The sequence below is a fragment of the Streptomyces sp. NBC_01166 genome, from assembly GCF_045039765.1.
Taxonomy (GTDB): domain Bacteria; phylum Actinomycetota; class Actinomycetes; order Streptomycetales; family Streptomycetaceae; genus Streptomyces.
Map to the genome: position 1 here is coordinate 2651338 of NZ_CP108613.1, position 23698 is coordinate 2675035.

The following is a 23698-nucleotide window of genomic DNA, read 5'->3' on the forward strand; positions in this document are numbered from 1 at the left end:
CGCGTGCTCAGCGATTCACCCGCAGGGGGTCGGCGGCGCGCAGAAAGCGGCGCAGGATCTCCTCGCCCGCCGCGCCGCCCCGCTCCCGGAGCACCTCCGTGTTGGGTGCACCCCAGCCGCAGTCGGCCAGCTCACCGTGGCCCGGGCGCCAGGCCCGGTCGGCGGCGAGCAGGAGGTCGGCGTCCAGGAGCGAGTCACCGGCGGCGAGCGTCAGCGTGGCACCGCTGCGGCGGGCCACCTCGTGCATGGCCGCACTCTTGGTGAGCGGCTTGGGGACGGCGTAGATCTTGCGGCCCTGGAGCGAGACGGTCCATCCCTTGGTGTCCGCCCAGGCGGACAGCTCCTTGACCCAGCCCTCGGGAAGGGCTCCGCGGTCGACGACGAGGTAGGCGAAGAGGTCCTCGGCGACCCGTTCCTTGAGCAGCCAGGAGGGGTCGCCCGCCGCCTGGAGGTGGGCTCGGACCTCGCCGAGGGAGGCGCACTCGCCGGCGATCCGGCGTGCCACGTGGTCCTGCCAGTCCGGGTCGGAGACGCCGTCGACCAGGATGTGTCCGCCGTTGGCACAGATGGCGTACCGGGGGGCGGGTCCGGGCAGGTGGATGCGGCCGTACTGCTCCCGGGTCCTGGTGGTGGTCGGGACGAACACCGTGGTGCGGGCCAGCTGGTCGAGCAGCGCGGCGGCCGTCTCCGTCATGTAGCAGAGGGGCGCGCCGCCGTACACCTCCACGCAGAGCAGGCGGGGGGCCTGATCGTCCGGCATGGTCAGCTGGAGGGAGGCCGCCGAGTAGATGAGGGTGCGGTCCAGGTCACTTGCCACCAGCGTCACGGAGTCGCCCCCGTGGGTGCCCGTGGTCGCGTCGTCAGGCGTGTTCACGGTTTCGCTCACTTCGCCGTCACCGCCGTGCCGTCCGCGCCGGTGGCGCCGCGGGTGTACTTGGGGTGGATCAACCCGACGCAGGTGTACGGGAGTTCTCCGACCTCCTCGACCGGGACGCCGCGCTGCTCGGCGAGCAGCCGTACGTGGTCGAGGTCGGCGCCGGCTCCCCGCTTGGCCAGGATCTTCCAGGGAACGCGGCGCAGCAGCACCCGGGTCGTCTCGCCGACGCCGGGCTTGACCAGGTTCACGTCGTGGATGCCGTACTCCTCGCTGATGCGTTCGACGGCGGCCCAGCCCTCCCAGGTGGGGGCGCGGTCCGCGGCGAGCAACTCCTTCGCCTCCGCGTCCACTGCGTCGCCGACCTCGTCGAAGCGGGCGGCGACCGTGTCCAGGAAGTGGCCTGAGACGTCGGCGTCGGCGAGCTCGCTGTAGAACTTCGCGCCGTGGAAGTCGTGCGGCCCGACCAGGTCGGAGCGCAGGACCGTACGGGAGATCAGCCCGGACACCGTGGAGTTGAGGCAGGCGGACGGGATGAGGAAGTCCTCGCGCGTCCCGTACGTCCGTACGCAGCCGCCCGGGTCGGCCAGTACGGCGATCTCCGGGTTGAAGCCGCCGAACTCCTCCAGCGCGGCGGCGAGTTCGCGGGTGATGGCGCCCTTCCCGGTCCAGCCGTCGACGAAGACGACGTCTGCCGGGTCGTGGTGGGCGGCCAGCCAGCGCAAGGCGTTGGCGTCGATGCCGCGGCCACGGACGATGGAGACGGCGTAGTGCGGCAGGTCGAGGCCGTGCCGGTGCTGGGCCCATCGGCGCATGAGGACCCCGACGGGGGTGCCGGCGCGGGCGAGGGAGACCAGGACGGGGCGGGGGCCCCTCTCCGCCAGGACGGTCTCGGTGACGGTGCCCACGGCCCGGGCGATACGGGCTGCCGAAGTGTCCAGGGCCGCCTTGAACAGCTCCTGGTACCGGGGGCTGGGCTGGTACTCGACGGGCAGCGACTCGGCGTAGTGCGCGCCGCCGCTCTGGATCGCCTCCTCGCGCTCCTCGGTGGGGGCTTCCAGGGCCGTGTCGGAGAGGTCCTGGAGCAGCCAGCCGACGTCGTCCGCCGGGTAGGAGGAGAAGGCGGGTCCCCGGAGGGGTTCGGGCAGCATGGCGGCTTCCTGCCTGTGTGAGGTCGGCACGTACGAGGGGACGACCGCGAGCACGACCTGGTCGGTGTGGCCGGCGAGCCGGGCCAGCAGCCCGTCCGGGGCGTGCAGGGCGGGGGTGTCGCCGGCGGAGTCGACCACCGCGACGACGGCGTCGAAGCCCGCGCCCGCGACGTTGTACGCGTACCGGTCGCCCGGACCGTCGGCGGGGTCGTCGTGGGCGGGGAAGACGAGGCGGCTGCGTATGGCGTAGCCGGGGTCGTCGACGGCGAGGACGGGCGAGCGGGTGGTGGTGGAGTAGCGCACCTCGGCCGTGGTGGCGTCCTCCAGCGCGGTGGCGAGCCTCAGGGGCGCGTACATCAGCTCCTCGAAGCCGAGGACGAGCACCCTGCGGGCGTCGCCCACGGCGTCGGCGATCCGGGCGGCCATGTCCGGCAGAGCGGCTTCCAGGGCCGCGCGGTGGACGGGGGTGAAGCCGTGGCGCCCGCCGTCGGGGACACCGGCCGGCCAGTCCAGGGCGACGCGTGCGGGGACGGTGCGCGGCGCGGGGGGCTCGTCCGGCGCGTGTCCGGCTTCGTGCGCGGCCACCAGGTCGCGGCCCTTCTCCAGGACTCCGTCGGGCAGGCGCACGGTGCCCCGGGCGCGGGCCACCAGGTCGACGCGCGCGCCGATCTCCTCGGCGAATTCGGCGAGCCGCCCCTGGTCGGCCTCGGAGCGCATGTCCACCAGGGCGACGATGACGTACCGGTCGCGGGGGTAGCGCGCGTGAAGAGCCCGGATGGTGTTGAGCACGGTGTTGCCGGTGGAGAACTCGTCGTCGACCAGAACCAGCGGCGAGCCCTCCGCCGAGGCGTTCAGCAGGTCCGGGTCCTCGGGCAGCAGCAGATGGGAGGTGGCGTGCGAGTGCGCCTCCTCGAAGCCGCCGGCCTGTGCGACGCCGGCGACGGGGCGCCGGGTCGAGTGGAGGTACGGAGCCACCCCGAGCCCGTCCGCGACGGCGTGGCCGAGGCCCGTGGCCGTCTCCGCGTAGCCGAGGACGACCGCGCGGCGGGCCTCCGCCTCCCCCAGCAGGTTCCGCACCCGCTCGCCGAGCTCGAAGCCCACGCCGTGGACGACGGACGGCCGCTGCGGCACGTGCTTGCCCAGGACGTTCGAGACGAGCAGATGGGCCCGCTTCGGATTTCGGCGCAGGGCGAGGCCCAGCAGCTCCCGGAGCTCCCCGTCGCCGACGAGCTCGACCCCGAGCCGCTCCGCGACCCACTTACCCGACCACTCCACGTCCACTGCCTCTTCTTCCCGTATCTGCTCGTCCGCTCGCCCGTGTACGCCCATGTCCGCGCTCAGGCCGTCACGCCGGCGGCCAGGAGCTCCACGAAGCCGACGTCCTCGCGGGCCACGCCGAAGACGTCGGCCCGCAGCAGGGTCCGCTCGGCCCAGGCGCGGTGGGGCTTCACTTCGTTCATCTTGTTCGTGTACGCGGAGCGCAGCACTCCGCCGCCGCCCCGCTCAGGCCGCAGGATGTCCTGCGCGTCGGTGTACTCCTCGTGGCTGACCACCGACAGCGCGTGCACGGGCAGGATGTGCGACGGATGGATGCAGGTCTTGCCCAGCAGGCCGTTGGCCCGGTCCAGCTCGATCTCACGCAGCAGCCCGTCGAGGTCGTGCTCGATGAGCGCGGTGCGCAGCTCCTCGGCCTGCCCGAAGGGGCTGCGGCGCAGCTGGGGCTTGAACATCCGCTCCTGGAGGCGGAAGTACTCCCAGACGGGCCCGGTGATGGTGAAGCCGGTGCCGTCCGACCGGCCCAGCACGTTGACGACGTCGCCGATGACGGCGCCGACGATCTGGACGTCGTACGCCGTCATGTCGGGCGCCCGGCGCAGACCGTAGGCGGAGCAGAAGTCGGTGACGCCGAGCCGCAGTGCCAGGACCCGGTCGCGGTACTTGTCGACGGTGCGGGAGATCCCCCGCAGGGTCTCGCCCCTGGTCTCCAGATGCAGCAGCTCGGGCGATTCGAGGACGGGCATCGCGAAAAGCCGGTGCCCGCCGCTCGCTTCGGCCGCGGTGAGCGCCTCCAGGAAGAGCTCGCCCCGCTCCTCCGTGAATTTCGGAAGTACGAATCCGGACAACAATCGGACGGAGCTGCCGAGCCGCCGTACGAGGTCGGTGATCTGCTCCGGCTCGCGGACCCTGATGAAGAGCAGCGGCACCTCGGCGTCCCGCGCCTCGAGGTCGGCGAACTGCCGGACCAGGTTGGCCTCGGCACCGACCACTTCGGCGTCGTCGATGGAATCCTCCAGGCAGAGCACCATGGAGACCACTCCCTGCCCGCCCTGCTTGATCACGTCCTCGGCCAGCTTGGGCCGGGTCGCGGGGCTGTAGAGCGTGGCTCCGAGGGCCGTGGACAGCAGGCGGGAGGAGGAACCCGCGTCGAATTCACACGGCTCCCTGAAGAAGAGATTCTCCCGGACAGCGGGCGAGATATGCCCGAAATGACGCATGTGATTCCCCCGTACTGCCTGATGGACCGGATAAACGTATGGCCGGTAATAGTACGTTCGGGGAGGTGTCGCCGGTTCCCCGTCCTTATGAACTTCAGGTGTCCCCGGCGTATCTCACACCCCGCGCGGCGCGCCTGCGTGCCCCTCGCGAACCCTGCCTGGCCTACTGGTTCGTACCCCCGCGTTGTCCGGACACCACCCCAGCAGGCAGGATGACCGCCATGACGCACGCGATGCTGAAGGGCTCGAACGTCCCTCTCGACGCCATGGCCGTACGGGCCGTGCTGCGATGGACCCCGGGGGCCGGGGTCCCAGACGTGGACGCCTCCGCCCTGCTGATCGGCCCCTCCGGGCAAGTGCGTTCCGACGAGGACTTCGTCTTCTACAACCAGCCGCGGCACCCTTCGGGCCTCGTGCGGCGCCTGCCCAAGCGCAGTGCCCCCGAAGGGCTCACGGACACGATCGAGGCGGACCTGTCCGCGCTCGACCCCTCCGTGGAGCAGGTGGTCATCGCCGCGTCCTGCGACGAAGAGGCGTTCGAACGCGTGACGGACCTGCGGATATCGCTGTACGACGCGGCGTCCGCCGACGGTGAGCCGCTCGCGGTGTTCGATGTGCGCGCGGAGACCGGCGAGGAGACCGCCGTCATCTGCGGCGAGCTGTACCGGCGCGGTGACGGCTGGAAGTTCCGGGCGGTGGGGCAGGGCTACCCGACGGGCCTCGTCGGGCTGGCCACCGCCTTCGGGATCTCGGTGGACGAGGCGGAAGCCGCCTCCGAGCCCGGCCCGGCGGCCGTGCCCAGCACCCCCGACGCGTCCGCGCCCTCCCCTGAGGCCACGGCGCCCGCGCCCGACTCCCAGGCCACGGTCCAGCACCAGCAGCCCGCGTACGGCTACCCGCATCCGTCCGTGACACCCCAGCCCGCCTACGGCTATCCGCAGCAGCCCGCGGCGGCCCCTCAGCCCGCCTATGGCTATCCGCAGCCCGCCCCGGCGCAGCCGGCGTACGGCTACCCGCAGCCCGCCGCGGCGGCGGCGCACGCCGCGGACCCGAATTTCGTGCTCCCTCCGCAGGGCCCGCAGTTCCTCCGGTCGTGAACCGGAGGCGCGGACGCCCTTCACGGTGCGCACTCAGGCCCGCGTCTTGTAGCCGCGTCCCCACTGCATGCCGAAGCCGTACATCCGGTCCAGCTCCGACTGGAAGCCGTACACGAACTTCACCTCGCGGCGCACGATCAGCTCGCCCTTGACGTTCTCCACCGTGAACACGGCGCAGGAGCGGGCCTGCGGGGCCCGTTCGTCCAGCTCGATCTCGATGCGCGGGCCGTTGCCCGGATAGAGCGTCACCTTGGCGTGCGTACGGTCGAAGGCCGGGGTCTGGTCGTAGATGTACACGAAGAACAGCAGGCGCTTTATCTCGTCGCGCTTGTCGAGGTTCACGTAGACCGTCTCGCCCGACGGCGCCCCGAAACGGTCGTCGCCGCTGAGCCTGATGTACGGCGCCGCGTTCAGGTCGCCGATGAGGTTGCCCAGGGGCTGCACAACGCCCTTGCTGCCGTCCGCCAGTTCGTACATGCAGCCCAGGTCCAGGTCCACGTTGACCATGCCCTGGGTGTGCGCCTGGACCACGTCGGGCTGGAAGAACTTCAGCGGACGCAGCAGCCGGCCGCTCTGCCGCGACCTTCCGCCGAAGTCCGACGTACGCATCCGCCACGACAGGTTGACACGCAGGTTGCCCGACAGGGCGCCCTGCTTGTTCAGCGAGACCGTGGCGTTGCGCTTGGAGAGCACGATCGAGTTCGTCGCGGAGTTACCCGACTCGAACTGCGCGGCACGCCGCGGAAACAGGCCGTCCCAGAAGGCCATCCCAACCCCCATATGTATCGGTGGTAACGCCCGACCCCCACCTGCGGCTCACACGCCCCGCACGTCACTGCGGGGCGGCCGCCGGGCCGGGTCCGGGTGTTCCCGGAGAACCGCCACCGTGGCCGCCCCGCAGAGAGAGCGTTCCTCAATCCTTACCGGGTCACACCCCGGAGGACACTTCCGCCTTGGAATCGGAGCCGTCGCCGCCTGCCGCAGCGATCGCCTTGTTGCGCCGCACCGAGGACCAGAAGGACCAACCGATCAGGATGACCCCGACGGAACCGGTGATGAGCTCGTTGATCTCGTACTGGATGGTGACGAGCAGGATGACCGCGAGGGCGCCGATCGCGTAGTGCGCGCCGTGCTCCAGGTAGACGTAGTCGTCCAGGGTGCCCTGGCGGACCAGGTACACGGTGAGCGAACGGACGTACATGGCGCCGATACCGAGGCCGAGCGCCATCAACACGATCTCGTTGGTGATGGCGAAGGCGCCGATGACGCCGTCGAACGAGAAGGACGCGTCGAGGACCTCGAGGTAGAGGAACATGAAGAACGCGGCCTTGCCGGCGAGGACAACCGCGGAGGGGGACTTGCCGGACTTCCTGGCCTCTTCCTCGGCCTCGTGCTCGCGCTCCTCCTCCTCCTCGAGCTTGTTCTCGAAGAACCCGGAGAGGCCGCCGACCACGAGGTACGTGATCAGACCCGCGATGCCCGACAGCATGACGGTCGACGCCTTGTCGGCATGCCCGCCACCGTGCTGGTGGGCGTGGGTCGCGAACGTCATGGCGGAGATCAGCAGGACGATGAGCGCTACGCAGACCGACAGCATGTCGACCTTGCCGAGCTTGGCGAGCGGGCGCTCGATCCAGCGCAGCCACTGGATGTCACGGTCCTCGAAGATGAAGTCGAGGAAGATCATGAGCAGGAACATTCCACCGAAGGCGGCGATGGACGGGTGAGCGTCCGTCACCAGTTCCTTGTACCGCTCGGGGTCATTGAACGAGAGATCAATGGCCTCGATGGGTCCGAGCTGGGCGCTGATGGCCACGATCACGACGGGGAAGACCAGCCGCATACCGAAGACGGCGATGAGCACACCGACGGTGAGGAAGATCTTCTGCCAGAAGGCACTCATCTTCTTCAGGATTCCGGCGTTGATCACCGCGTTGTCGAAGGACAGCGAGATCTCCAGGATCGACAGGATCGCGACTACGCCGAATGCCTGCCACCCCCCGTAGAACACCGCTGCGACCAGGCCGAGCGCGGTAACCGCGAACGACCAGCCGAAGGTTTTCAGAAGCACTGGCTACCCCATCGTGTATGTAACGGGTCTCCCCCGGTTGAGTACGGGGCTCCCCCGCGCCGTGCGCGGCTTTACGAAACGTTGACCCCGAAGTCTAGAGCGATGCCCCGCAGCCCTGACGCGTACCCCTGTCCGACTGCACGGAATTTCCACTCGCCGCCGTAGCGGTAGAGCTCACCGAAGATCATCGCCGTCTCCGTCGACGCGTCCTCGCTGAGGTCGTACCGTGCCAGCTCCTGGCCGTCCGCCTGGTTCACCACGCGGATGAAGGCATTGGCCACCTGCCCGAATGTCTGCCCACGATTGTCGGCTTCATGGATCGAAACCGGGAAAAGAATCTTGTCGCAGTGCGCCGGCACCTGCGTGAGGTTCACGATGACGGACTCGTCGTCGCCGTCGCCCTCCCCCGTGAGGTTGTCGCCGGTGTGCTCGACGGAGCCGTCGGGGCTGGTGAGGTTGTTGTAGAACACGAACCACTCGTCGCCGAGGACCCGGCCCGACTGGCACAGCAGTGCGCTGGCGTCGAGGTCGAAGTCGGCTCCCGTCGTGGATCGTGCGTCCCAGCCGAGCCCGACCAGCACCTGCGTGAGATTGGGTGCGGCCTTGGAGAGGGAGACATTGCCTCCCTTGGCGAGCGTGACGCCCATGGTGTGTCCTCCCCGAGTCGATGGACGGTATGGCGGCCCGGCAGGGCGCCTGACGGACGCGGGGCGCTCTGCCGAGCGCGTCCGGCGCCGCACATGGTGCGGCGCCGGACGCGATGGAGCTGCGGGTGTCCGGAGGATTCTCCGGACCGGCTCAGACGTTGACGCCGAAGTCCTGCGCGATGCCGCGCAGACCCGAGGCATACCCCTGGCCGATGGCACGGAACTTCCACTCCGCGCCGTTGCGGTAGAGCTCGCCGAAGACCATGGCGGTCTCCGTCGAGGCGTCCTCGCTCAGGTCGTAGCGGGCGAGCTCGCTGTTGTCCGCCTGGTTCACCACGCGGATGTACGCGTTGCGGACCTGGCCGAAGCTCTGCTGACGGCTCTCGGCCTCGTAGATCGAGACCGGGAAGACGATCTTGTCGACGTCGGCCGGGACACCGGCCAGGTTGACCTTGATGACCTCGTCGTCGCCCTCGCCCTCACCGGTGAGGTTGTCACCGGTGTGCTCGACCGAGCCGTCGGGGCTCTTGAGGTTGTTGAAGAAGACGAAATTCCCGTCGCTGCCGACCTTGCCCTCGGCGTTCGTCAGCAGCGCGCTGGCGTCGAGGTCGAAGTCACCGCCGGTGGTCGTCCGGGCATCCCAGCCCAGACCCACGATGACCGCGGTCAGGTTCGGCGCGGCCTTGGTCAGCGAGACGTTGCCGCCCTTGCTGAGGCTGACTCCCACGAGTCCTCCAAAAGTTTTGAGAGGGCCGGCAGACACCAGCGCCCCCGTCGTGCGTTGGCATCGGATCAACGATTGGATCCTAGTGACCGGTTCCCGGCCAAAACAGGCTTTTGGCCGGTCGCCGCCAGGAGATCCCCGGATCCGGCAGGTCGCAAACCCCGGATCCCGTACAAGCCGTACCAGCTCGGGCCGGATCAGATCGCGTCGAGCGCCTTGATGTAGTCGTTCAGGTCACGCGCGTCCGGCAGGCCGTTGACGACGGTCCAGCGGACCACGCCCTCCTTGTCGATGATGAACGTGCCGCGCACCGCGCAGCCCTTTTCCTCGTCGAAGACGCCGTACGCCCGCGAGGTCTCCCCGTGCGGCCAGAAGTCCGAGAGCAGCGGGTACTCGAGGCCCTCCTGCTCGGCGAAGACGCGCAGGGTGTGGATCGAGTCGTTGGAGACGGCGAGCAGCTGGGTGTCGTCGTTCTCGAACTTGGGCAGCTCGTCGCGGAGCGCGCACAGCTCCCCCGTGCAGACACCGGTGAAGGCGAAGGGGTAGAAGAGCAGCACCACGTTCTTGGCGCCGTGAGAACCCTGGAAATCAGAGAGCTTCACGGTGCGCCCGTGGTTGTCCTTCAGCTCGAAATCCGGAGCCTTCGTGCCGACCTCGATCGCCATGTAAAACGCATCCCTTCACGAACGTCACACTTCCCCGGCCTGGGCCGTCCGGGTGACACCCACCCTACGCAGCGTCCCGGGCGGGACCTGGGCAGGTCCGCACCGGCGCGTACGAAGGCCCCCGGCGGCGCGATGCCGTCGGGGGCCCAGGTGGTGAAAGAGTTCTCAGCGCTTGGCCGGGGCCCCCTTGGGAGTGACCAGACGGCTGCCCGTCCAGTCCTTGCCCGCGCTGATGCTCTTGGTCTGGGCGAGACCAGCTGTCTGGGCAGCCTCGTTGATGTCGCTCGGTTCGACGTATCCGTCGCGGCCGGTCTTGGGCGTCAGCAGCCAGACCGCCCCACCGTCCTCGATCAGACCAATGGCATCCACCAGCGCGTCCGTAAGGTCGCCGTCCTCGTCACGGAACCAGAGCAGGACGACGTCAGCGACGTCGTCGTAGTCCTCGTCGACGAGTTCCTGGCCGATTGTGGCCTCAATGCCCTCACGGAGCTCCTGCTCGACGTCGTCGTCGTAGCCGATCTCCTGGACCACCTGTCCGGGTTCGAACCCAAGCCTTGCGGCCGTGTTGGTCCGTTCCTCCGCGTGGTCCGCGGTCGCGCTCACGGGTTGCCTCCTGATCATGTTTCGGAAAATGCTTCAGCCACGCGCGTGCGCGGGGCATTGGCCGTAGTCCACACGGGCTCGGCGAATCGCGCAAGTACCCGGCGTCCGAGACCGCCTAAACGGTGACGTTCCCTGCCACGTCGCCGCAACTACCGGCATGTCTCCTGCGGGGCCGGAAATGGTGTCCGGACCCTTTACGTCCTTCCTCAGCTTATGCCGTTTCGCTCCGCCATTCGGATTCGAACGGGCTTTGGGAACGCTTGGCCGGGTTGGGCGTATGGTTGCGGTTTGGGCCGGACTGCTCTCCCGCTGCTGGTACTGGTGCCCGGACACGGCGTCCTGGAACCCCGTGTTACCCCACAGTAGAGATGACGTCCAGCTCCTCGCGGTACACGATGGAGGCGGCGTACAGCAGCCGCCCGGGGGGTACCTTCCCCGCATACAGGCCCCGAAGAGCACCACCGAACAGCGAAGGAACAGCGTGGCTTCCGGATCCGATCGCAACCCGATCATCATTGGCGGCCTTCCGAGCCAGGTCCCGGACTTCGATCCTGAAGAGACCCAGGAATGGCTCGACTCCCTCGACGCCGCCGTCGACGAGCGCGGCCGTGAGCGGGCCCGCTATCTGATGCTCCGGCTCATCGAGCGTGCGCGCGAGAAGCGCGTGGCCGTGCCCGAGATGCGCAGCACCGACTACGTCAACACGATCGCCACGAAGGACGAGCCGTTCTTCCCGGGCGACGAGGAGATCGAGCGCAAGGTCCTCAACGCGACCCGGTGGAACGCCGCGGTGATGGTCTCCCGCGCCCAGCGTCCCGGGATCGGTGTCGGCGGCCACATCGCCACCTTCGCCTCCTCCGCCTCGCTGTACGACGTGGGCTTCAACCACTTCTTCCGGGGCAAGGACGACGGCCTGGGAGGCGACCAGATCTTCTTCCAGGGACACGCGTCCCCGGGCATCTACGCCCGCGCCTTCCTGCTCGACCGGCTGAGCGAGGCCCAGCTCGACGGCTTCCGCCAGGAGAAGTCGAAGGCGGGCCACGCACTCTCCAGCTACCCGCACCCGCGGTCGATGCCGGACTTCTGGGAGTTCCCGACCGTCTCGATGGGCCTCGGCCCGCTCGGCGCGATCTACCAGGCGCGGATGAACCGCTACATGGAGGCGCGCGGCATCGCCGACACCTCCAAGTCGCACGTCTGGGCCTACCTCGGCGACGGCGAGATGGACGAGCCCGAGTCGCTCGGCCAGCTCTCCATCGCCGCCCGTGAGGGCCTCGACAACCTCACCTTCGTGGTGAACTGCAACCTGCAGCGCCTCGACGGCCCGGTGCGCGGCAACGGCAAGATCATCCAGGAGCTGGAGTCGCAGTTCCGGGGTGCCGGCTGGAACGTCATCAAGCTGGTCTGGGACCGCACCTGGGACCCGCTGCTCGCGCAGGACCGCACGGGCATCCTGGTCAACAAGCTGAACACGACCCCGGACGGCCAGTTCCAGACGTACGCGACCGAGACCGGGGCGTACATCCGTGACCACTTCTTCGGTGACGACCCGCGACTGCGGGACATGGTCAAGGACATGTCCGACGACCAGATCCTGCACCTGGGCCGCGGCGGTCACGACCATCGCAAGGTCTACGCGGCGTACGCGGCGGCCAAGGCCCACAAGGGCCAGCCGACCGTGATCCTGGCGCAGACGGTCAAGGGGTGGACGCTCGGACCGAACTTCGAGGGCCGCAACGCGACCCACCAGATGAAGAAGCTCACGGCGGACGACCTGAAGCGCTTCCGTGACCGCCTGCACATCCCGATCGCGGACAAGCAGCTGGAGGACGGCAACCCGCCGTACTACCACCCGGGCCGCGACTCGGAAGAGATCCAGTACATGCACGACCGCCGCCAGAGTCTGGGCGGTTACGTCCCGACGCGTGTGGTGCGGGCGAAGCCGCTGCCCCTTCCGGACGAGAAGGCGTACGCGACCGCGAAGAAGGGTTCGGGTCAGCAGTCGATCGCCACGACCATGGCGTTCGTCCGCGTGCTGAAGGACCTTATGCGGGACAAGGAGATCGGCAAGCGTTTCGTGCTGATCGCGCCCGACGAGTACCGCACCTTCGGCATGGACGCGTTCTTCCCGAGCGCGAAGATCTACAACCCGCTGGGTCAGCAGTACGAGTCCGTGGACCGTGAGCTCCTCCTCGCGTACAAGGAGTCGCCGACCGGTCAGATGCTGCACGACGGCATCTCCGAGGCCGGCTGCACGGCCTCGCTGATCGCCGCGGGTTCGGCCTACGCCACGCACGGTGAGCCGCTGATCCCGGTGTACGTCTTCTACTCGATGTTCGGTTTCCAGCGGACCGGTGACCAGTTCTGGCAGATGGCCGACCAGCTCTCGCGCGGCTTCGTCCTGGGCGCGACCGCCGGCCGTACGACGCTGACCGGTGAGGGCCTGCAGCACGCGGACGGCCACTCGCAGCTGCTCGCCTCGACGAACCCGGCCTGTGTCTCCTACGACCCGGCGTTCGGGTACGAGATCGCGCACATCGTCAAGGACGGCCTGCGCCGGATGTACGGCGGGGCCCCCGACGAGAACGAGGACGTCTTCTACTACCTCACCGTCTACAACGAGCCGATCCAGCACCCCGCCGAGCCCGCCGACGTGGATGTCGAGGGCATCCTCAAGGGCGTCCACCGCTACCGCGCCGGCGAGCAGGGCGAGATCCCGGCCCAGATCCTGGCGTCCGGCGTGGCGGTCCCGTGGGCGGTCGAGGCCCAGCGGATCCTCGCCGACGAGTGGAACGTGAAGGCGGACGTCTGGTCGGCGACCTCCTGGAACGAGCTGCGCCGTGAGGCCGTGGACGTGGAGCGCCACAACCTGCTCCACCCGGAGGAGGAGCAGCGCGTCCCCTACGTGACGCAGAAGCTCTCCGGCTCCGAGGGCCCGTTCGTGGCGGTCTCGGACTGGATGCGTTCCGTGCCCGACCAGATCGCGCGCTGGGTGCCCGGCGCCTACCAGTCGCTGGGCGCGGACGGCTTCGGCTTCGCCGACACCCGGGGGGCGGCCCGCCGCTTCTTCCACATCGACGCGCAGTCGATCGTGCTCGCGGTGCTGACGGAGCTGGCCAAGGAAGGCAAGATCGACCGTTCGGCGCTGAAGACGGCGCTGGACCGCTACGAGCTGCTGGACGTGGCCGCCGCGGGCCCCGGCCCTGAGGGCGGCGACGCGTAAGGAACCCACGGTTCCGGAAGAAGGGCGGCGGGCCCCGGGCCCGCCGCCCTTCGGCGTTCGCTCAGCTCTCCCAGATCTTGAAGGCCCGGACCGCGTACGGCGACCGGGGCACCCAGGTGCCGCCTCCCGGGTACGTCTCGAACTCGCCGGTCTCCGCGCACTCGGCCGACTGGTAGGTGGTGACGGGGCGGCCGGTGCGGTTGACGAGCGCCTGGGCGTGGCGTCCCTCCGGAAGGGGGACGCAGCTCTCGATGTCCACGGTGGACAGCTCATGGACCTGCCTGGCCCCGGTGAAGTCGGACTTCGCCCAGAGGCAGAGCTGCCCCGCGCCGCACGGCGCAAGCCCGGCCGGGGCGGACTGCGGCGCGCTGCGGGAGCGCTCCTGTCCGGGGGGCCCGTGGTGGGCGGCCGGCGCGGCGCCGGAGGACAGGGCCGTGGCCGGGACGAGTGCGGTGGCCGCCAGGGTGGCGGCGAGGACGGTCTTGCGCATGGTGGATCAACCCCCGTGGTCCGGCAAGCCGGGCGGCTCGCCGATGTCCGCACTCTGACCTGCGGAAGTACGGGCCGGGAAGGGGCCGGGCGGCGGACCACCCTGATAGGCGACAGCCCCGCCGGAAGCGTCCGGCGGGGCTGTCGGTTGCACTGTGTTGACGCCTGGGGCCCAGGTGCGGCCCGGGGCGGGCCAGGTGTCTTCGAGGGGTCAGATGTGGCCTGCGCCCATTCCTGCCTCGGCGTTCTTGCCCCGCTTGGTGAGCGTGGCGACCAGGGCGGCGGCCACCGCGACGATGCCCGCGACCATGAAGGCCGCGCTCATGCCCGACACGAAGGTGTCATGGGCGACGCCCGTGATCTTCGCCGCGATCTCCGGCGGGGTGTCGGGTGCGACCGGCGGCATACCGACCTTGATGGCGGCGGACGCCTGGTCCAGCTGTGCCGGGTCGACCGGCGGGAGCTCCGCGGCCTTCCAGTTGTCGTCGAGCTTCGCGTCGACCTGGGCGGCCATGACGGCGCCGAGTACGGCCGTACCGAGGCTTCCGCCGACCTGCATGGCGGCCTGCTGGAGTCCGCCCGCGACACCGGAGAGCTCCATCGGGGCGTTGCCCACGATGACCTCGGTGGCGCCGACCATGACCGGCGCGAGGCCGAAGCCGAGCAGCGCGAACCAGAGCGACATGGTCAGCGTGCCGGTGCCGATGCTCAGCTGGGACATCCCGAACATGGCGATGGCGACGGACACCATGCCGCCCACCAGCGGCACGCGCGGCCCGAACTTGGTGATCGCGGCGCCGGCGAGCGGTGAGCCGACGATCATCATCCCGGTCAGCGGCAGCAGGTGCAGGCCGCTGTCGACGGGGCTCATGCCATGGACGTTCTGCAGGTAGAAGGTGACGAAGAACAGGCCGCCCATGAAGGCGAACGCCATCAGCACCATCAGGACGACACCGGCCGACAGCGGCACGGAGCGGAACATGGCCAGCGGGATCAGCGGCTCGCGGACGTTCTTCTGGGAGAGCGCGAAGACGAAGAACAGGACGAGGGCGGCGCCGAGGAAGCCGAGGGTCTTCCAGTCGCCCCAGCCCCACTCGGATCCCTTGATCAGCGACCAGATCAGGCAGAACATCGCCTGCGACAGAAGGACGATGCCACCGATGTCGAAGGACTTCGGCGCGTTCGCCGCGCGGTGGTCCCTGAGGATCACGAGGCCGAAGAGGAGCGCGATCACTCCGACGGGGACGTTGATGAAGAAGACGGACTCCCAGCTCACGTGCTCCACGAGCACGCCGCCGAGGATGGGTCCGCCCGCGGTCGAGGCGCCGATCACCATGCCCCAGATGCCGATCGCCATGTTCAGCTTCTCGGCGGGGAAGGTGGCGCGCAGCAGGCCGAGCGCCGCCGGCATCAGCAGTGCGCCGAAGAGGCCCTGCAGCACCCGGAAGAAGATCACCAGGGACACGCTGCCGGAGAAGCCGATGGCCGCCGACGCGGCGGCGAACCCCGCGATGCCTATGAGGAACGTCTGCCGGTGGCCGAAACGGTCACCGAGCTTGCCCGCGGTGATCAGGGAGACCGCGAGGGCGAGCATGTAGCCGTTGGTGATCCACTGGACGTCGGCGAGCGAAGCGCCGAGGTCCTGCTGGATGGCGGGGTTGGCGATCGCGACGATCGTGCCGTCGAGCGCCACCATCATCACGCCGATGGCGACGGCGAAGAGCGTCAGCCAGGGGTGGCCGCGCAGCCCTTTCACCGGTGCGGGAACAAGGGTGTCTTCAGGCTCCCGCGGTGCCTTCTCGACAGTGGTCTGACTAGTCATGCGCAGGACGTTATGTCAGCTACTGACAGTTGACAAACCAATTCACAAGACAGTAACTGTCACGTAGCTCACAGGTAGGCTGATCAGGGAAAAGCAGGGAGAAGAGGTCCGGTACGTGACAGGCAGGCAGACATCCGGGGTCCCCGTGCCGGGGGCACCGACAGGGTTGCGCGAACGTAAGAAGAGGCGCACCCGCGAGGCCCTGCTGCACACCGCCCTCAGGCTCTTCACCACACAGGGCTACGACCGGACGACGGTCGACGAGATCGTCGACGCCGTCGACGTCTCCCAGCGCACCTTCTTCCGCTACTTCGCCAACAAGGAGGCCGTCGCCTTCGCCGTCCAGGAGGCGGTGGACGCGCGCTTCCTCGCGGAGCTGCGTCAACGTCCCGCCGCGGAAGACCCTTTCGAGGCAATGCGCCGCGCGGCTCTGGCCGCCTGGAGGACCATCGCCGAGACCGACGACGACGTCACGGTCGAACTCCAGATGCGCGCCTACCGGGTGATCGAGTCGACCCCCGCGCTGCACGCCGCCCATATGCGCCGCCACATCGGCCTGGAGCACCAGACCGCGCTGCTGATCGCGGAGCGTGAGGGGATCGACCCGGAGGCGGATCCGCGCCCCCGGGTCGCCGTCGCCGCGTTCTCCGGGGTGATGCGGATGACCGGACAGCTGTGGGGACGCCGGAAGGACGCGGGGGTGGAGGCGCTCCAGGAGCTGACCGAACTCCACCTGGACCAGCTCGGACCTGCGCTCTCCGGGGGCTGGCGCGCAGCGTAGGCGCGCTTACGCGGATCGCACAGCTGTGCCGCACCCCTCATCGCTCCCGCATGGCCGAACTCACAATGCCCCTGCTCCGCACGCCGATTCGCGTACGCGACGGGCTTCAACCGCGTCGGAATGTGGATCCGGCGCACACGGAGCGTAAGAGAAGGACGGCCAATTCCCCGCGGTCGAGTGATCCGTGTCACCCCTGCCACGGCGTCACGCGCGCGTCTCCTAGGGTGGGGCGCAGTGACTTCCTTCGACTCCTCCCCCACTCTCACCGCGTGGCGCGCTCTGCTCGCCATCGCGGTCGTGTTCGTGATGCTGGCGACCACCGGATGGACCGCCGTGCGTCATCAGCAGTCGTCAGCGCCGCGCGAGACGGCGCTCGCGTCCTGGGCGAAGGACCGGATAGCCGGTCACGCCCTTCCGGACGTGAGCGCCCCGGCCTACCGGCTGGCGCACTTCTTCGCGACGCTCACGGCGGGCCAGCAGGTCGCCCTGGCCGACAAGTACCCGCTGGTGGTGGGGAATCTGAACGGCGCTCCGGTCACCCTGCGCTACCGGGCCAACCGGCACGCGCTGGCGCAGGCGGAATCCGCGGAGGAACGGCGCACACAGGACACACGTCTCTCACCGGACGGGCGCCATCAGGCCGCGCTCCGGCTGGCGCGTTTCCGGTCCTTGCTCTCCGGTGACCGGCAGATCCTCGCCTTCGATCCGTCGGGCCGCGGCCGGGCGGCCGAGGTCCTCGGCGACCTCGACCGGGCCGAGCGGGTCTCGGTCGTCGTCCCCGGGGTCGACACGAACCTCCTGACGCTGGAGCGCACCGGCATCAAGAAGAACGCGGCACCCGTCGGCATGGCGCAGTCGCTGTACGCCGCGGAGCGCTCGGCGCGTCCCGGTTCGCGTACGGCGGTCATCGCGTGGGCGGACTACACGGCGCCCGTCGGGATCGGCATGGACTCCGCTCTGGGCGGGCTCGCGGCGGAGGGGGCGAAGCGGCTGAACAACCTCCTCGACGCGCTGCCCGGCGCGTCCGACGTCTCGCTGTTCTGCCACAGCTACGGCTCCGTGCTGTGCGGCGTGGCCGCGGACGACCTGCCGTCCAGGGTCTCCGACATCGCGGTGGCCGGCAGCCCCGGGATGCGGGCGGACACCGCCGACGCCCTGCACACCGGGGCCAGGATCTGGGCGATGCGTGACAGCGACGACTGGATCGCGGACGTGCCGAACATGGCGTTCGGCGGGCTCGGGCACGGTGCCGACCCGGTCGACCCGGCCTTCGGGGCGCGGATCGTGTCGGCGAACGGCGCGATCGGGCACAGCGGCTATTTCGAGCCGGGCACGGAGAGTCTCGACAACTTCGCCGCGATCGGCGTGGGCGCCTACGACTCGGTCAGCTGTGCGAGCTCCGACGGTGCGTGCCATCGGGAGATTTCCGGCGAGTCAGAGGCCTGACGCGCGTAGAAACACGTCTGACGCGCGTAGAGAGCGGCGAACGGCCTGTCTGCCTGGCCGCGATTCTGCCGGTACCGAAGGGGGACGTGCGGGCCTGTGCCACATACGATGAGGCACATGGGTGATGTGCTGGCCGGAATTCATGCCACCTGGGAGTTCGACACCGACTCCGTGCTCATCCGCTTCGAACGGGGGATCCGCACGCCGAAGCTCTTCCAGAGCCTGCGTGAACGCCGCATTCCGTACGCGGCGTTGTCCACGGTGACGCTGACCCCCGGCAAGCGGGGCACGGTGGTCCTGCGCGCGGTGCCGAGACCAGGCGCCGATCCGCTGCTCGCGGCCGCGGCCGGGCAGCTCAAGGAGGGGAACGACCCCTACCGCCTGGTGCTGCCCGCCGAGCGCGAGACGCTCGCCGAGTACTACGCCGACGAGCTGCGCGCCGTGCTCGGGTCCGAGGCGTCCCTGCCCGCCGAACGCTTCATGGTGACGGCACCCGAGGCGCCCATGCACTTCAAGGCGTACGACGGCCGGGCAGGCTTCGACGGGTCCCTGGTCTCCTTCCGGTGGTTCTGGACGGGGGCGTCGAGCGCCAAGTGGAAGGCGGGCGACCAGACGTTCCCCGTGGCGGAGCTGGGCGGGATCGAGTGGCGTTCGCCCGAGGCCTTCGAGGGATATCTCCGGCTGCTGCCACGCGGCGCGGTGTCGGACGCCGACGCGGACGGCCCCGGGCCGGACCCGGTGGCCGGCGGGCAGACGCCCGTCCGTGCCCAGCCGGACCAGGATCCCGCCGCCGTGGTGTTCGGCCTGGGCTACGGGCCGGTGCACGAGTCGCTGCCCTTCGCCGCGGCGGTCCTGGAGTCCGTCCGCCGGACCCAGTCGGTGCCGGTCGCGACCGCGCCGGTCCCGGTGGGCGGCGCGCGGCGCGACCCCGCGGACATCGCGGAACGGATACGCCACCTCGGGGACCTGTACCAGGCGGGCCTGGTGACGGACGCGGAGTACAGCGCGAAGAAGGCGGAGCTCCTCGCCGAGCTGTAGGCCGCACCCCGCCGCCCCACTCCCGGAACGGGCCGTCCCCTACCCGGGTACGGGGCCGGCGGCCCGTGGTCCACCCCCCGGTATGACGCCGCCCGGCACACTCCGCGCCTACTCTGACCCGATCATGCCCCCTTCTCCCACCGGGCCCCCGCCCGCCGACGGTCTGCTGAGCGCCGCCCGCCGCAATCTGCGCGAGCTCGCCCACGGGCTGTCCCACGCGTCCCATCCGCCGACACCGCTGTTCGCCGACTCCCCGAGGCGCTGGCTGCGGCTGCTGCCGTACGCGGTCGTGCTCGCCCTCGCCGCCGCCTTCATCCCCGTCACGATCCAGGTGCTGACCGACGACTACGGCGTACACGGTGTGGTCGCCGGGGCGCTGGCCGTCGGGCAGGCCGTGCCCCTGCTGATGCTGGCGCACCGGCCGCTGCAGGCCTGGTGGATCGTCTTCACCTCCGACATCGTGGGCGCTCTGGTGCTGCTGGCGCGGCCCGAGCAACCGGGCAACATCTGGCCGTGGACACCGCCGGTCATCATCGGCTACCTCTTCGTGCTGCTGGCCCTGGGACTGCGCGAGAGCAGGCACACCGTGATCGGCGTGTGGCTGGCGACAGGCGCGGCCGGGGCGCTGCTGCACCTCATCGCGCCCGTGCGCAGCGACGGCGGCGCGCTCCTGCTGTTCGTTCTCGGCGCGGTGGTGCTGGTGATCGGGGCCTCGGTACGCGAACGGGGCGAGGCCCAACGCCGGTTGGCCGAGCAATCGAGCATCAGCGAGGCCGAGCGGGCGCAGCGCACGCTGCTGGAGGAGCGCACCCGGATCGCCCGGGAGCTCCACGACGTGGTCGCGCACCACATGTCGGTGATCACCGTGCAGGCCGACTCGGCGCCGTACCGGGTCGGCGGGCTTTCCGAGGAAGCGCAGGCCGAGTTCGCCTCGATCGCGGCCGGGGCCCGGGAGTCCCTGGCCGAGATGCGCCGACTGCTGTCGGTGCTGCGCAGTGACGGCAGCCCGGGCGAACTCGCCCCGCAGCCCGGGCTCGACCGGGTGCAGCAGCTGGTGGAGGCGACGGTTCGGGCGGGGCTCCCGGCCGAGCTGTCGATGACGACGGACGTGCGGGAGGCGCTGGAGCGGGGCGGAGTGCCGCAGGCGGTGGACCTGTCGGCATACCGCATCGTGCAGGAGGCGCTGGCCAATGTGGTGCGGCACGCGCCGGGCGCGCGGACCCGGGTGTCGGTCACGGCGCGCGACGGTCATCTGACGGTGCTGGTCGTGAACGAGGAGGCGAGGAAGCCGGGTTCGCCGCTGGAGACGTCGGGGACCGGACACGGGCTGGTCGGCATGCGGGAACGCGTACGGTTGACCGGCGGCACACTCGACACCGGCCCCCTGCCGGACGGGGGCTTCCGGGTGGCCGCGCGGCTCCCGCTGCCGCCGGACCGGCCGCCCTCTCCATCCGTGACTCCGGAGGAATCGTGACCATCCGCGTGATCATCGTCGACGACCAGGCCATGGTGCGGGCCGGGTTCGCCGCGCTGCTGGCGGCGCAGAGCGACATCGACGTGGTGGGCGAGGCCCCGGACGGGCGCCAGGGTGTCGAGGTCAGCAGGTCGGTGCGTCCGGACGTCGTCCTGATGGATGTCAGGATGCCGGAGATGGACGGGCTGGCCGCCGCCCGCGAGCTGCTGAGCCCGCCGAAAGGGGTGGTGCACCGGCCGAAGGTGCTGATGCTCACCACCTTCGACGTCGACGACTACGTCTACGAGGCGCTGCGCGCGGGCGCGTCCGGGTTCCTCCTGAAGGATGCCCCGCCGGCGGATCTGATCTCGGCGGTGCGGGTCGTGGCGGCGGGGGACGCGCTCCTCGCGCCGTCCGTGACGCGGCGGCTCATCGCGGACTTCGCACGGCAGCGCCCGGCTCCGCCGACCGGCGGGCCGGCGCTGCGGCTGAACGGCCTGACACCGCGCGAGACGGAGGTCCTGGAGCTGATCGCCCGGGGCCTTTCGAACCAGGAGATCGCGGCGCGGCTGGTGCTGGCCGAACAGACGGTGAAGACGCACATCGGCAAGGTGCTGGCGAAGCTCGGGCTCCGGGACCGGGCACAGGCCGTGATCTTCGCGTACGAGTCGGGGCTGGTGGCTCCGGGCGAGGCGTAGCCGCCCCCCGCCGACCCCCTGCTCGACGGGGGGCTGTCCCCCCGTACACCCCCTACCCCGGTAGCACCGGACAGTTGGCTCCCCGGTGTGACGCCCTGTCACCCACCGTCTTCCTACCTTCCTCTCCGGCACACCGAACGGTGCGCCGGATCCGTAAGGGGAGGGCACGATGCGCCGATTCGCGCGGACGCTGGCCGCGGTCGCACTGGCGACCACCGTGGTGGCGGGGACGGCCGGCTGGGCGTCCGGGAACACCCAGCGGGCGGTGACGGGGCCGCCGCCCGGCAGTGCCTCGTGGCGTGCCGACGGGGTGCTGGGGCGGGAGCTGCCGGACCCGGGCCGCGCGACGCCCAGGCAAGTGCGGGCGTTCTTCCGGGGTTTGAGTGCGGCCGAGCAGCAGGTGCTGCTGGAGCGGCACCCGTCGGTCGTCGGCAATCTGGACGGGGCACCGCTGGAGCTCCGCTACCGCGCCAACGCCCTTGCGCTGCGCGCCTCCGACGACGCCCGGTACGCCGGACTCGCCGCGTCCGGCCGGCAGATCCTCGCCTTCGACCCGCGAGGTCGTGGCCAGGTCGCCGAGGTGTTCGGTGACCTGCGCTCCGCGCGTCATGTGTCCGTCGTGGTGCCCGGGTCGGACATCGACGCGGGCACCTTCGACCGGCGCGGCGACGTGTACGGCACCCCGGCGGGCATGGCCAAGTCCCTGTACTCCGGGACGGGTCAGGGCAGTGCGGTGATCGCCTGGGCCGGTTACACCACCCCGGTCGGCCTCGGGCTGGACGCCGCGACGGGCACGCTGGCCGAGGCCGGGGCGGAGCGGCTGACCCGGTTCACGGCGGGGCTGGCGGCCGACGGGCTGCCCGCGCCGGTCGTGTTCTGCCACAGCTACGGCTCGGTGGTGTGCGGGCTCGCGGCCTCCGCTCTCGGCGCCACGGACCTGGTCGTGCTCGGCTCCCCCGGGATGCGCGCGGACGATGTTGCCGGTCTGCACACCGGGGCACGTGTCTGGGCGGCCAAGGACGAGACCGACTGGATCGACGACGTGCCGCACGTCCGGGTGGCGGGTCTCGGCCACGGCGCCGACCCGGCCGACGAGGAGTTCGGGGCGCGACGGGTGTCCGCGGAGGACGCCGAGGGCCACACCGGCTACTTCGCCCCCGGCACGGACTCGCTCCGCGCCTTCACCGCCATCGCCGAGGGGGCCTCCCGATGAGCGTGCGGCAGTTGGTCTCCCGGATCGACGCGAGCACTCCCGCCCACCGCGACCGCGCGGTCGACGGGCTGCGCGCCCTGGCGCTGATGGCCGTACCGGCCGGTCACTGGCTGCTCGGCGGGTTCGGCCTGGACAGCGAGGGCGGCCTGCACAACGCCAGCCCGCTCTCCACGTTCGCCGTGTTCTCCCCGGTGAGCTGGGTGCTCCAGATGCTGGGGGTGTTCTTCCTGGTCGGCGGCTACGCCTCCGTCCTCTCCTTCCACCGCCGGCCGTCCACCACCGGCGCGTGGCTGCGCGGCCGGATGGTCCGGCTGGGCAGGCCCGTGCTCGGTGTGACCGCCGTGTGGGCGCTGATGATCCCGGTGCTGTACGCCGCCGGCGTCCCCGAGGACACCTTGCGTACGGGGGCGAAGCTGGTGATCCAGCCGCTCTGGTTCGTCGGGGTGTACGCCGTGGTCACGGCACTCACGCCGTGCTGCGTACGGCTGGCCCGGCGGCTCGGCGGCTGGGCGGCCGCCCCGCTGATCGGCTCGGTCGCCGCGGTCGACTTCCTGCGCTACGGGCCGTACGCGGACGCCGTGCCGTCCTGGCTGAGCCTGCTGAACATCCTGCCCGGCTGGCTCTTCGCGTATCAGCTCGGCGTCAGCTGGGGCGAGGGCCGCCTCTCCCGGCGGGGTGCCCGGCTCCTGCTCGTCGGCGGCACGGCCCTGTTCGCCGTGTTGCTGCTCGCCTTCCACTACCCGGCCTCGATGGTCGGCGTACCGGGCGAGGCCCGGACCAATTCGCATCCGCCGTCGCTGCTGGTCCTCGCCCTGGCCTCCGCGCAGAGCGGTGCGGCGGTCCTGCTGCACGGCCAGATCGGCCGGGCGCTGCGCCGCCCCGTGCTGTGGGCGCCCGTGGTGGTCATCAACCTGTCGGCGATGACGATCCTGTGCTGGCACCAGACGGCGATGCTGGCCGCCGCCGTCCCGGCCTCCTTCGCCGGCGCCGTGCCCGGGCTGACCACCGACCCGGACTCGCTCGGCTGGATCCTGGCCCGGCTGGCGTGGATGCCGGTGTTCGCCGCCCTGCTCGTGCTGATCTCCCGGTACGCCCGCAGGTTCGAGGCGCCCTGGCAGACCGCCGGCCGGACGGCGAACACCCGCCGGGCAGCGGCCGGGCTGCTCGCGGCGGGCTTCGCGGTCTTCGCGCTCCGGCTGGCCTGAGGT

At 70.5% G+C, this 23698-nt stretch carries 20 protein-coding genes; 9 read left to right on the forward strand and 11 right to left on the reverse strand.

The features are described 5' to 3' along the window. Positions 1-7: 7 nt before the first annotated feature. Genes OG379_RS12330 through OG379_RS12340 form a run of 3 tightly spaced genes read right to left on the reverse strand, consistent with a single transcriptional unit; the run spans position 8 to position 4520 of the window. Complete coding sequence (locus OG379_RS12330) at positions 8-886, reverse strand: HAD family hydrolase (RefSeq protein ID WP_405662065.1); 879 nt, start codon at positions 884-886, stop codon at positions 8-10. Then, positions 883-3354 (reverse strand): phosphoribosyltransferase, encoded by a 2472-nt coding sequence (locus OG379_RS12335; protein ID WP_405662067.1) that lies wholly within the window; start codon positions 3352-3354, stop codon positions 883-885. Before OG379_RS12335 ends, OG379_RS12330 begins: the two co-directional genes overlap by 4 nt. An 8-nt stretch (positions 3355-3362) precedes the next feature. Beyond that, positions 3363-4520, reverse strand: coding sequence for an HpcH/HpaI aldolase/citrate lyase family protein (locus tag OG379_RS12340; RefSeq protein ID WP_405662069.1), 1158 nt, complete (start codon positions 4518-4520; stop codon positions 3363-3365). Positions 4521-4732: 212 nt separating this feature from the next. Here OG379_RS12340 and OG379_RS12345 point away from each other — a divergent pair, with 212 nt between their 5' ends. Then, entirely contained in the window at positions 4733-5617 is an 885-nt protein-coding gene (locus OG379_RS12345; protein WP_405662071.1) for a TerD family protein, read from the forward strand. 33 nt (positions 5618-5650) lie between these two features. Here OG379_RS12345 and OG379_RS12350 read toward each other — a convergent pair whose 3' ends face one another. The 6 genes from OG379_RS12350 to OG379_RS12375 all read right to left on the reverse strand — a co-directional run bounded on the left by OG379_RS12350 (position 5651) and on the right by OG379_RS12375 (position 10327). Beyond that, positions 5651-6385 (reverse strand): Tellurium resistance, encoded by a 735-nt coding sequence (locus OG379_RS12350; RefSeq protein WP_393761641.1) that lies wholly within the window; start codon positions 6383-6385, stop codon positions 5651-5653. Positions 6386-6545: 160 nt separating this feature from the next. Further along, on the reverse strand, positions 6546-7688 hold the full coding sequence (locus tag OG379_RS12355; RefSeq protein WP_393761643.1) for a DUF475 domain-containing protein: 1143 nt from the start codon (positions 7686-7688) through the stop codon (positions 6546-6548). Between the two features lie 71 nt (positions 7689-7759). Then, positions 7760-8335, reverse strand: coding sequence for a TerD family protein (locus tag OG379_RS12360; RefSeq protein ID WP_104785332.1), 576 nt, complete (start codon positions 8333-8335; stop codon positions 7760-7762). 151 nt (positions 8336-8486) lie between these two features. Continuing rightward, the gene (locus OG379_RS12365) at positions 8487-9062 is read right to left on the reverse strand and encodes a TerD family protein (protein ID WP_124276684.1); all 576 of its coding nucleotides are present in this window, start codon (positions 9060-9062) and stop codon (positions 8487-8489) included. 194 nt (positions 9063-9256) lie between these two features. Further along, positions 9257-9724 (reverse strand): peroxiredoxin, encoded by a 468-nt coding sequence (locus OG379_RS12370; RefSeq protein WP_405662075.1) that lies wholly within the window; start codon positions 9722-9724, stop codon positions 9257-9259. Positions 9725-9889: 165 nt separating this feature from the next. After that, on the reverse strand, positions 9890-10327 hold the full coding sequence (locus OG379_RS12375; RefSeq protein ID WP_031092598.1) for a DUF3052 domain-containing protein: 438 nt from the start codon (positions 10325-10327) through the stop codon (positions 9890-9892). 481 nt (positions 10328-10808) lie between these two features. Between OG379_RS12375 and aceE the strand changes: the two genes are divergently transcribed. Beyond that, positions 10809-13550, forward strand: a complete 2742-nt coding sequence (gene aceE / locus OG379_RS12380; protein WP_393761648.1) for a pyruvate dehydrogenase (acetyl-transferring), homodimeric type — start codon at positions 10809-10811, stop codon at positions 13548-13550. Positions 13551-13611: 61 nt separating this feature from the next. On the opposite strand, the gene OG379_RS12385 is transcribed toward aceE, so the two are convergent. Together OG379_RS12385 and OG379_RS12390 are read right to left on the reverse strand one after the other, a co-directional pair. Beyond that, complete coding sequence (locus tag OG379_RS12385) at positions 13612-14040, reverse strand: peptidase inhibitor family I36 protein (protein WP_405662078.1); 429 nt, start codon at positions 14038-14040, stop codon at positions 13612-13614. 210 nt (positions 14041-14250) lie between these two features. After that, positions 14251-15738, reverse strand: a complete 1488-nt coding sequence (locus OG379_RS12390; protein WP_405668487.1) for an MFS transporter — start codon at positions 15736-15738, stop codon at positions 14251-14253. A gap of 238 nt (positions 15739-15976) precedes the next feature. Here OG379_RS12390 and OG379_RS12395 point away from each other — a divergent pair, with 238 nt between their 5' ends. From OG379_RS12395 to OG379_RS12425, 7 genes are all read left to right on the forward strand, one after another. After that, on the forward strand, positions 15977-16642 hold the full coding sequence (locus tag OG379_RS12395) for a TetR family transcriptional regulator (RefSeq protein ID WP_405662080.1): 666 nt from the start codon (positions 15977-15979) through the stop codon (positions 16640-16642). A gap of 234 nt (positions 16643-16876) precedes the next feature. Beyond that, the gene (locus tag OG379_RS12400; protein ID WP_405662083.1) at positions 16877-18088 is read left to right on the forward strand and encodes an alpha/beta hydrolase; all 1212 of its coding nucleotides are present in this window, start codon (positions 16877-16879) and stop codon (positions 18086-18088) included. 117 nt (positions 18089-18205) lie between these two features. Further along, complete coding sequence (locus OG379_RS12405) at positions 18206-19126, forward strand: DUF4429 domain-containing protein (RefSeq protein WP_405662084.1); 921 nt, start codon at positions 18206-18208, stop codon at positions 19124-19126. Positions 19127-19250: 124 nt separating this feature from the next. Continuing rightward, a complete protein-coding gene (locus tag OG379_RS12410; RefSeq protein WP_405662087.1) occupies positions 19251-20600 on the forward strand; it encodes a sensor histidine kinase in 1350 nt (449 codons plus the stop codon). After that, a complete protein-coding gene (locus OG379_RS12415) occupies positions 20597-21277 on the forward strand; it encodes a response regulator (protein ID WP_405662090.1) in 681 nt (226 codons plus the stop codon). The genes OG379_RS12410 and OG379_RS12415 overlap by 4 nt, the downstream gene beginning before the upstream one ends. A gap of 169 nt (positions 21278-21446) precedes the next feature. Beyond that, entirely contained in the window at positions 21447-22490 is a 1044-nt protein-coding gene (locus tag OG379_RS12420; protein WP_405662093.1) for an alpha/beta hydrolase, read from the forward strand. Then, positions 22487-23695 (forward strand): acyltransferase, encoded by a 1209-nt coding sequence (locus tag OG379_RS12425; protein ID WP_405662095.1) that lies wholly within the window; start codon positions 22487-22489, stop codon positions 23693-23695. Before OG379_RS12420 ends, OG379_RS12425 begins: the two co-directional genes overlap by 4 nt. Positions 23696-23698: the final 3 nt, after the last annotated feature.

Excerpts from the sequence above, each read along its gene's own strand:
- OG379_RS12335 (WP_405662067.1), bottom strand. The coding sequence starts at position 3,354 with ATGGGCGTACACGGGCGAGCGGACGAGCAGATACGGGAAGAAGAGGCA.
- OG379_RS12340 (WP_405662069.1), bottom strand. The coding sequence starts at position 4,520 with ATGCGTCATTTCGGGCATATCTCGCCCGCTGTCCGGGAGAATCTCTTC.
- OG379_RS12345 (WP_405662071.1), top strand. The coding sequence starts at position 4,733 with ATGACCGCCATGACGCACGCGATGCTGAAGGGCTCGAACGTCCCTCTC.
- OG379_RS12350 (WP_393761641.1), bottom strand. The coding sequence starts at position 6,385 with ATGGCCTTCTGGGACGGCCTGTTTCCGCGGCGTGCCGCGCAGTTCGAG.
- OG379_RS12360 (WP_104785332.1), bottom strand. The coding sequence starts at position 8,335 with ATGGGCGTCACGCTCGCCAAGGGAGGCAATGTCTCCCTCTCCAAGGCC.
- OG379_RS12370 (WP_405662075.1), bottom strand. The coding sequence starts at position 9,724 with ATGGCGATCGAGGTCGGCACGAAGGCTCCGGATTTCGAGCTGAAGGAC.
- OG379_RS12385 (WP_405662078.1), bottom strand. The coding sequence starts at position 14,040 with ATGCGCAAGACCGTCCTCGCCGCCACCCTGGCGGCCACCGCACTCGTC.
- OG379_RS12390 (WP_405668487.1), bottom strand. The coding sequence starts at position 15,738 with ATGATGGTGGCGCTCGACGGCACGATCGTCGCGATCGCCAACCCCGCC.
- OG379_RS12405 (WP_405662084.1), top strand. The coding sequence starts at position 18,206 with ATGGGTGATGTGCTGGCCGGAATTCATGCCACCTGGGAGTTCGACACC.
- OG379_RS12410 (WP_405662087.1), top strand. The coding sequence starts at position 19,251 with ATGCCCCCTTCTCCCACCGGGCCCCCGCCCGCCGACGGTCTGCTGAGC.
- OG379_RS12420 (WP_405662093.1), top strand. The coding sequence starts at position 21,447 with ATGCGCCGATTCGCGCGGACGCTGGCCGCGGTCGCACTGGCGACCACC.
- OG379_RS12425 (WP_405662095.1), top strand. The coding sequence starts at position 22,487 with ATGAGCGTGCGGCAGTTGGTCTCCCGGATCGACGCGAGCACTCCCGCC.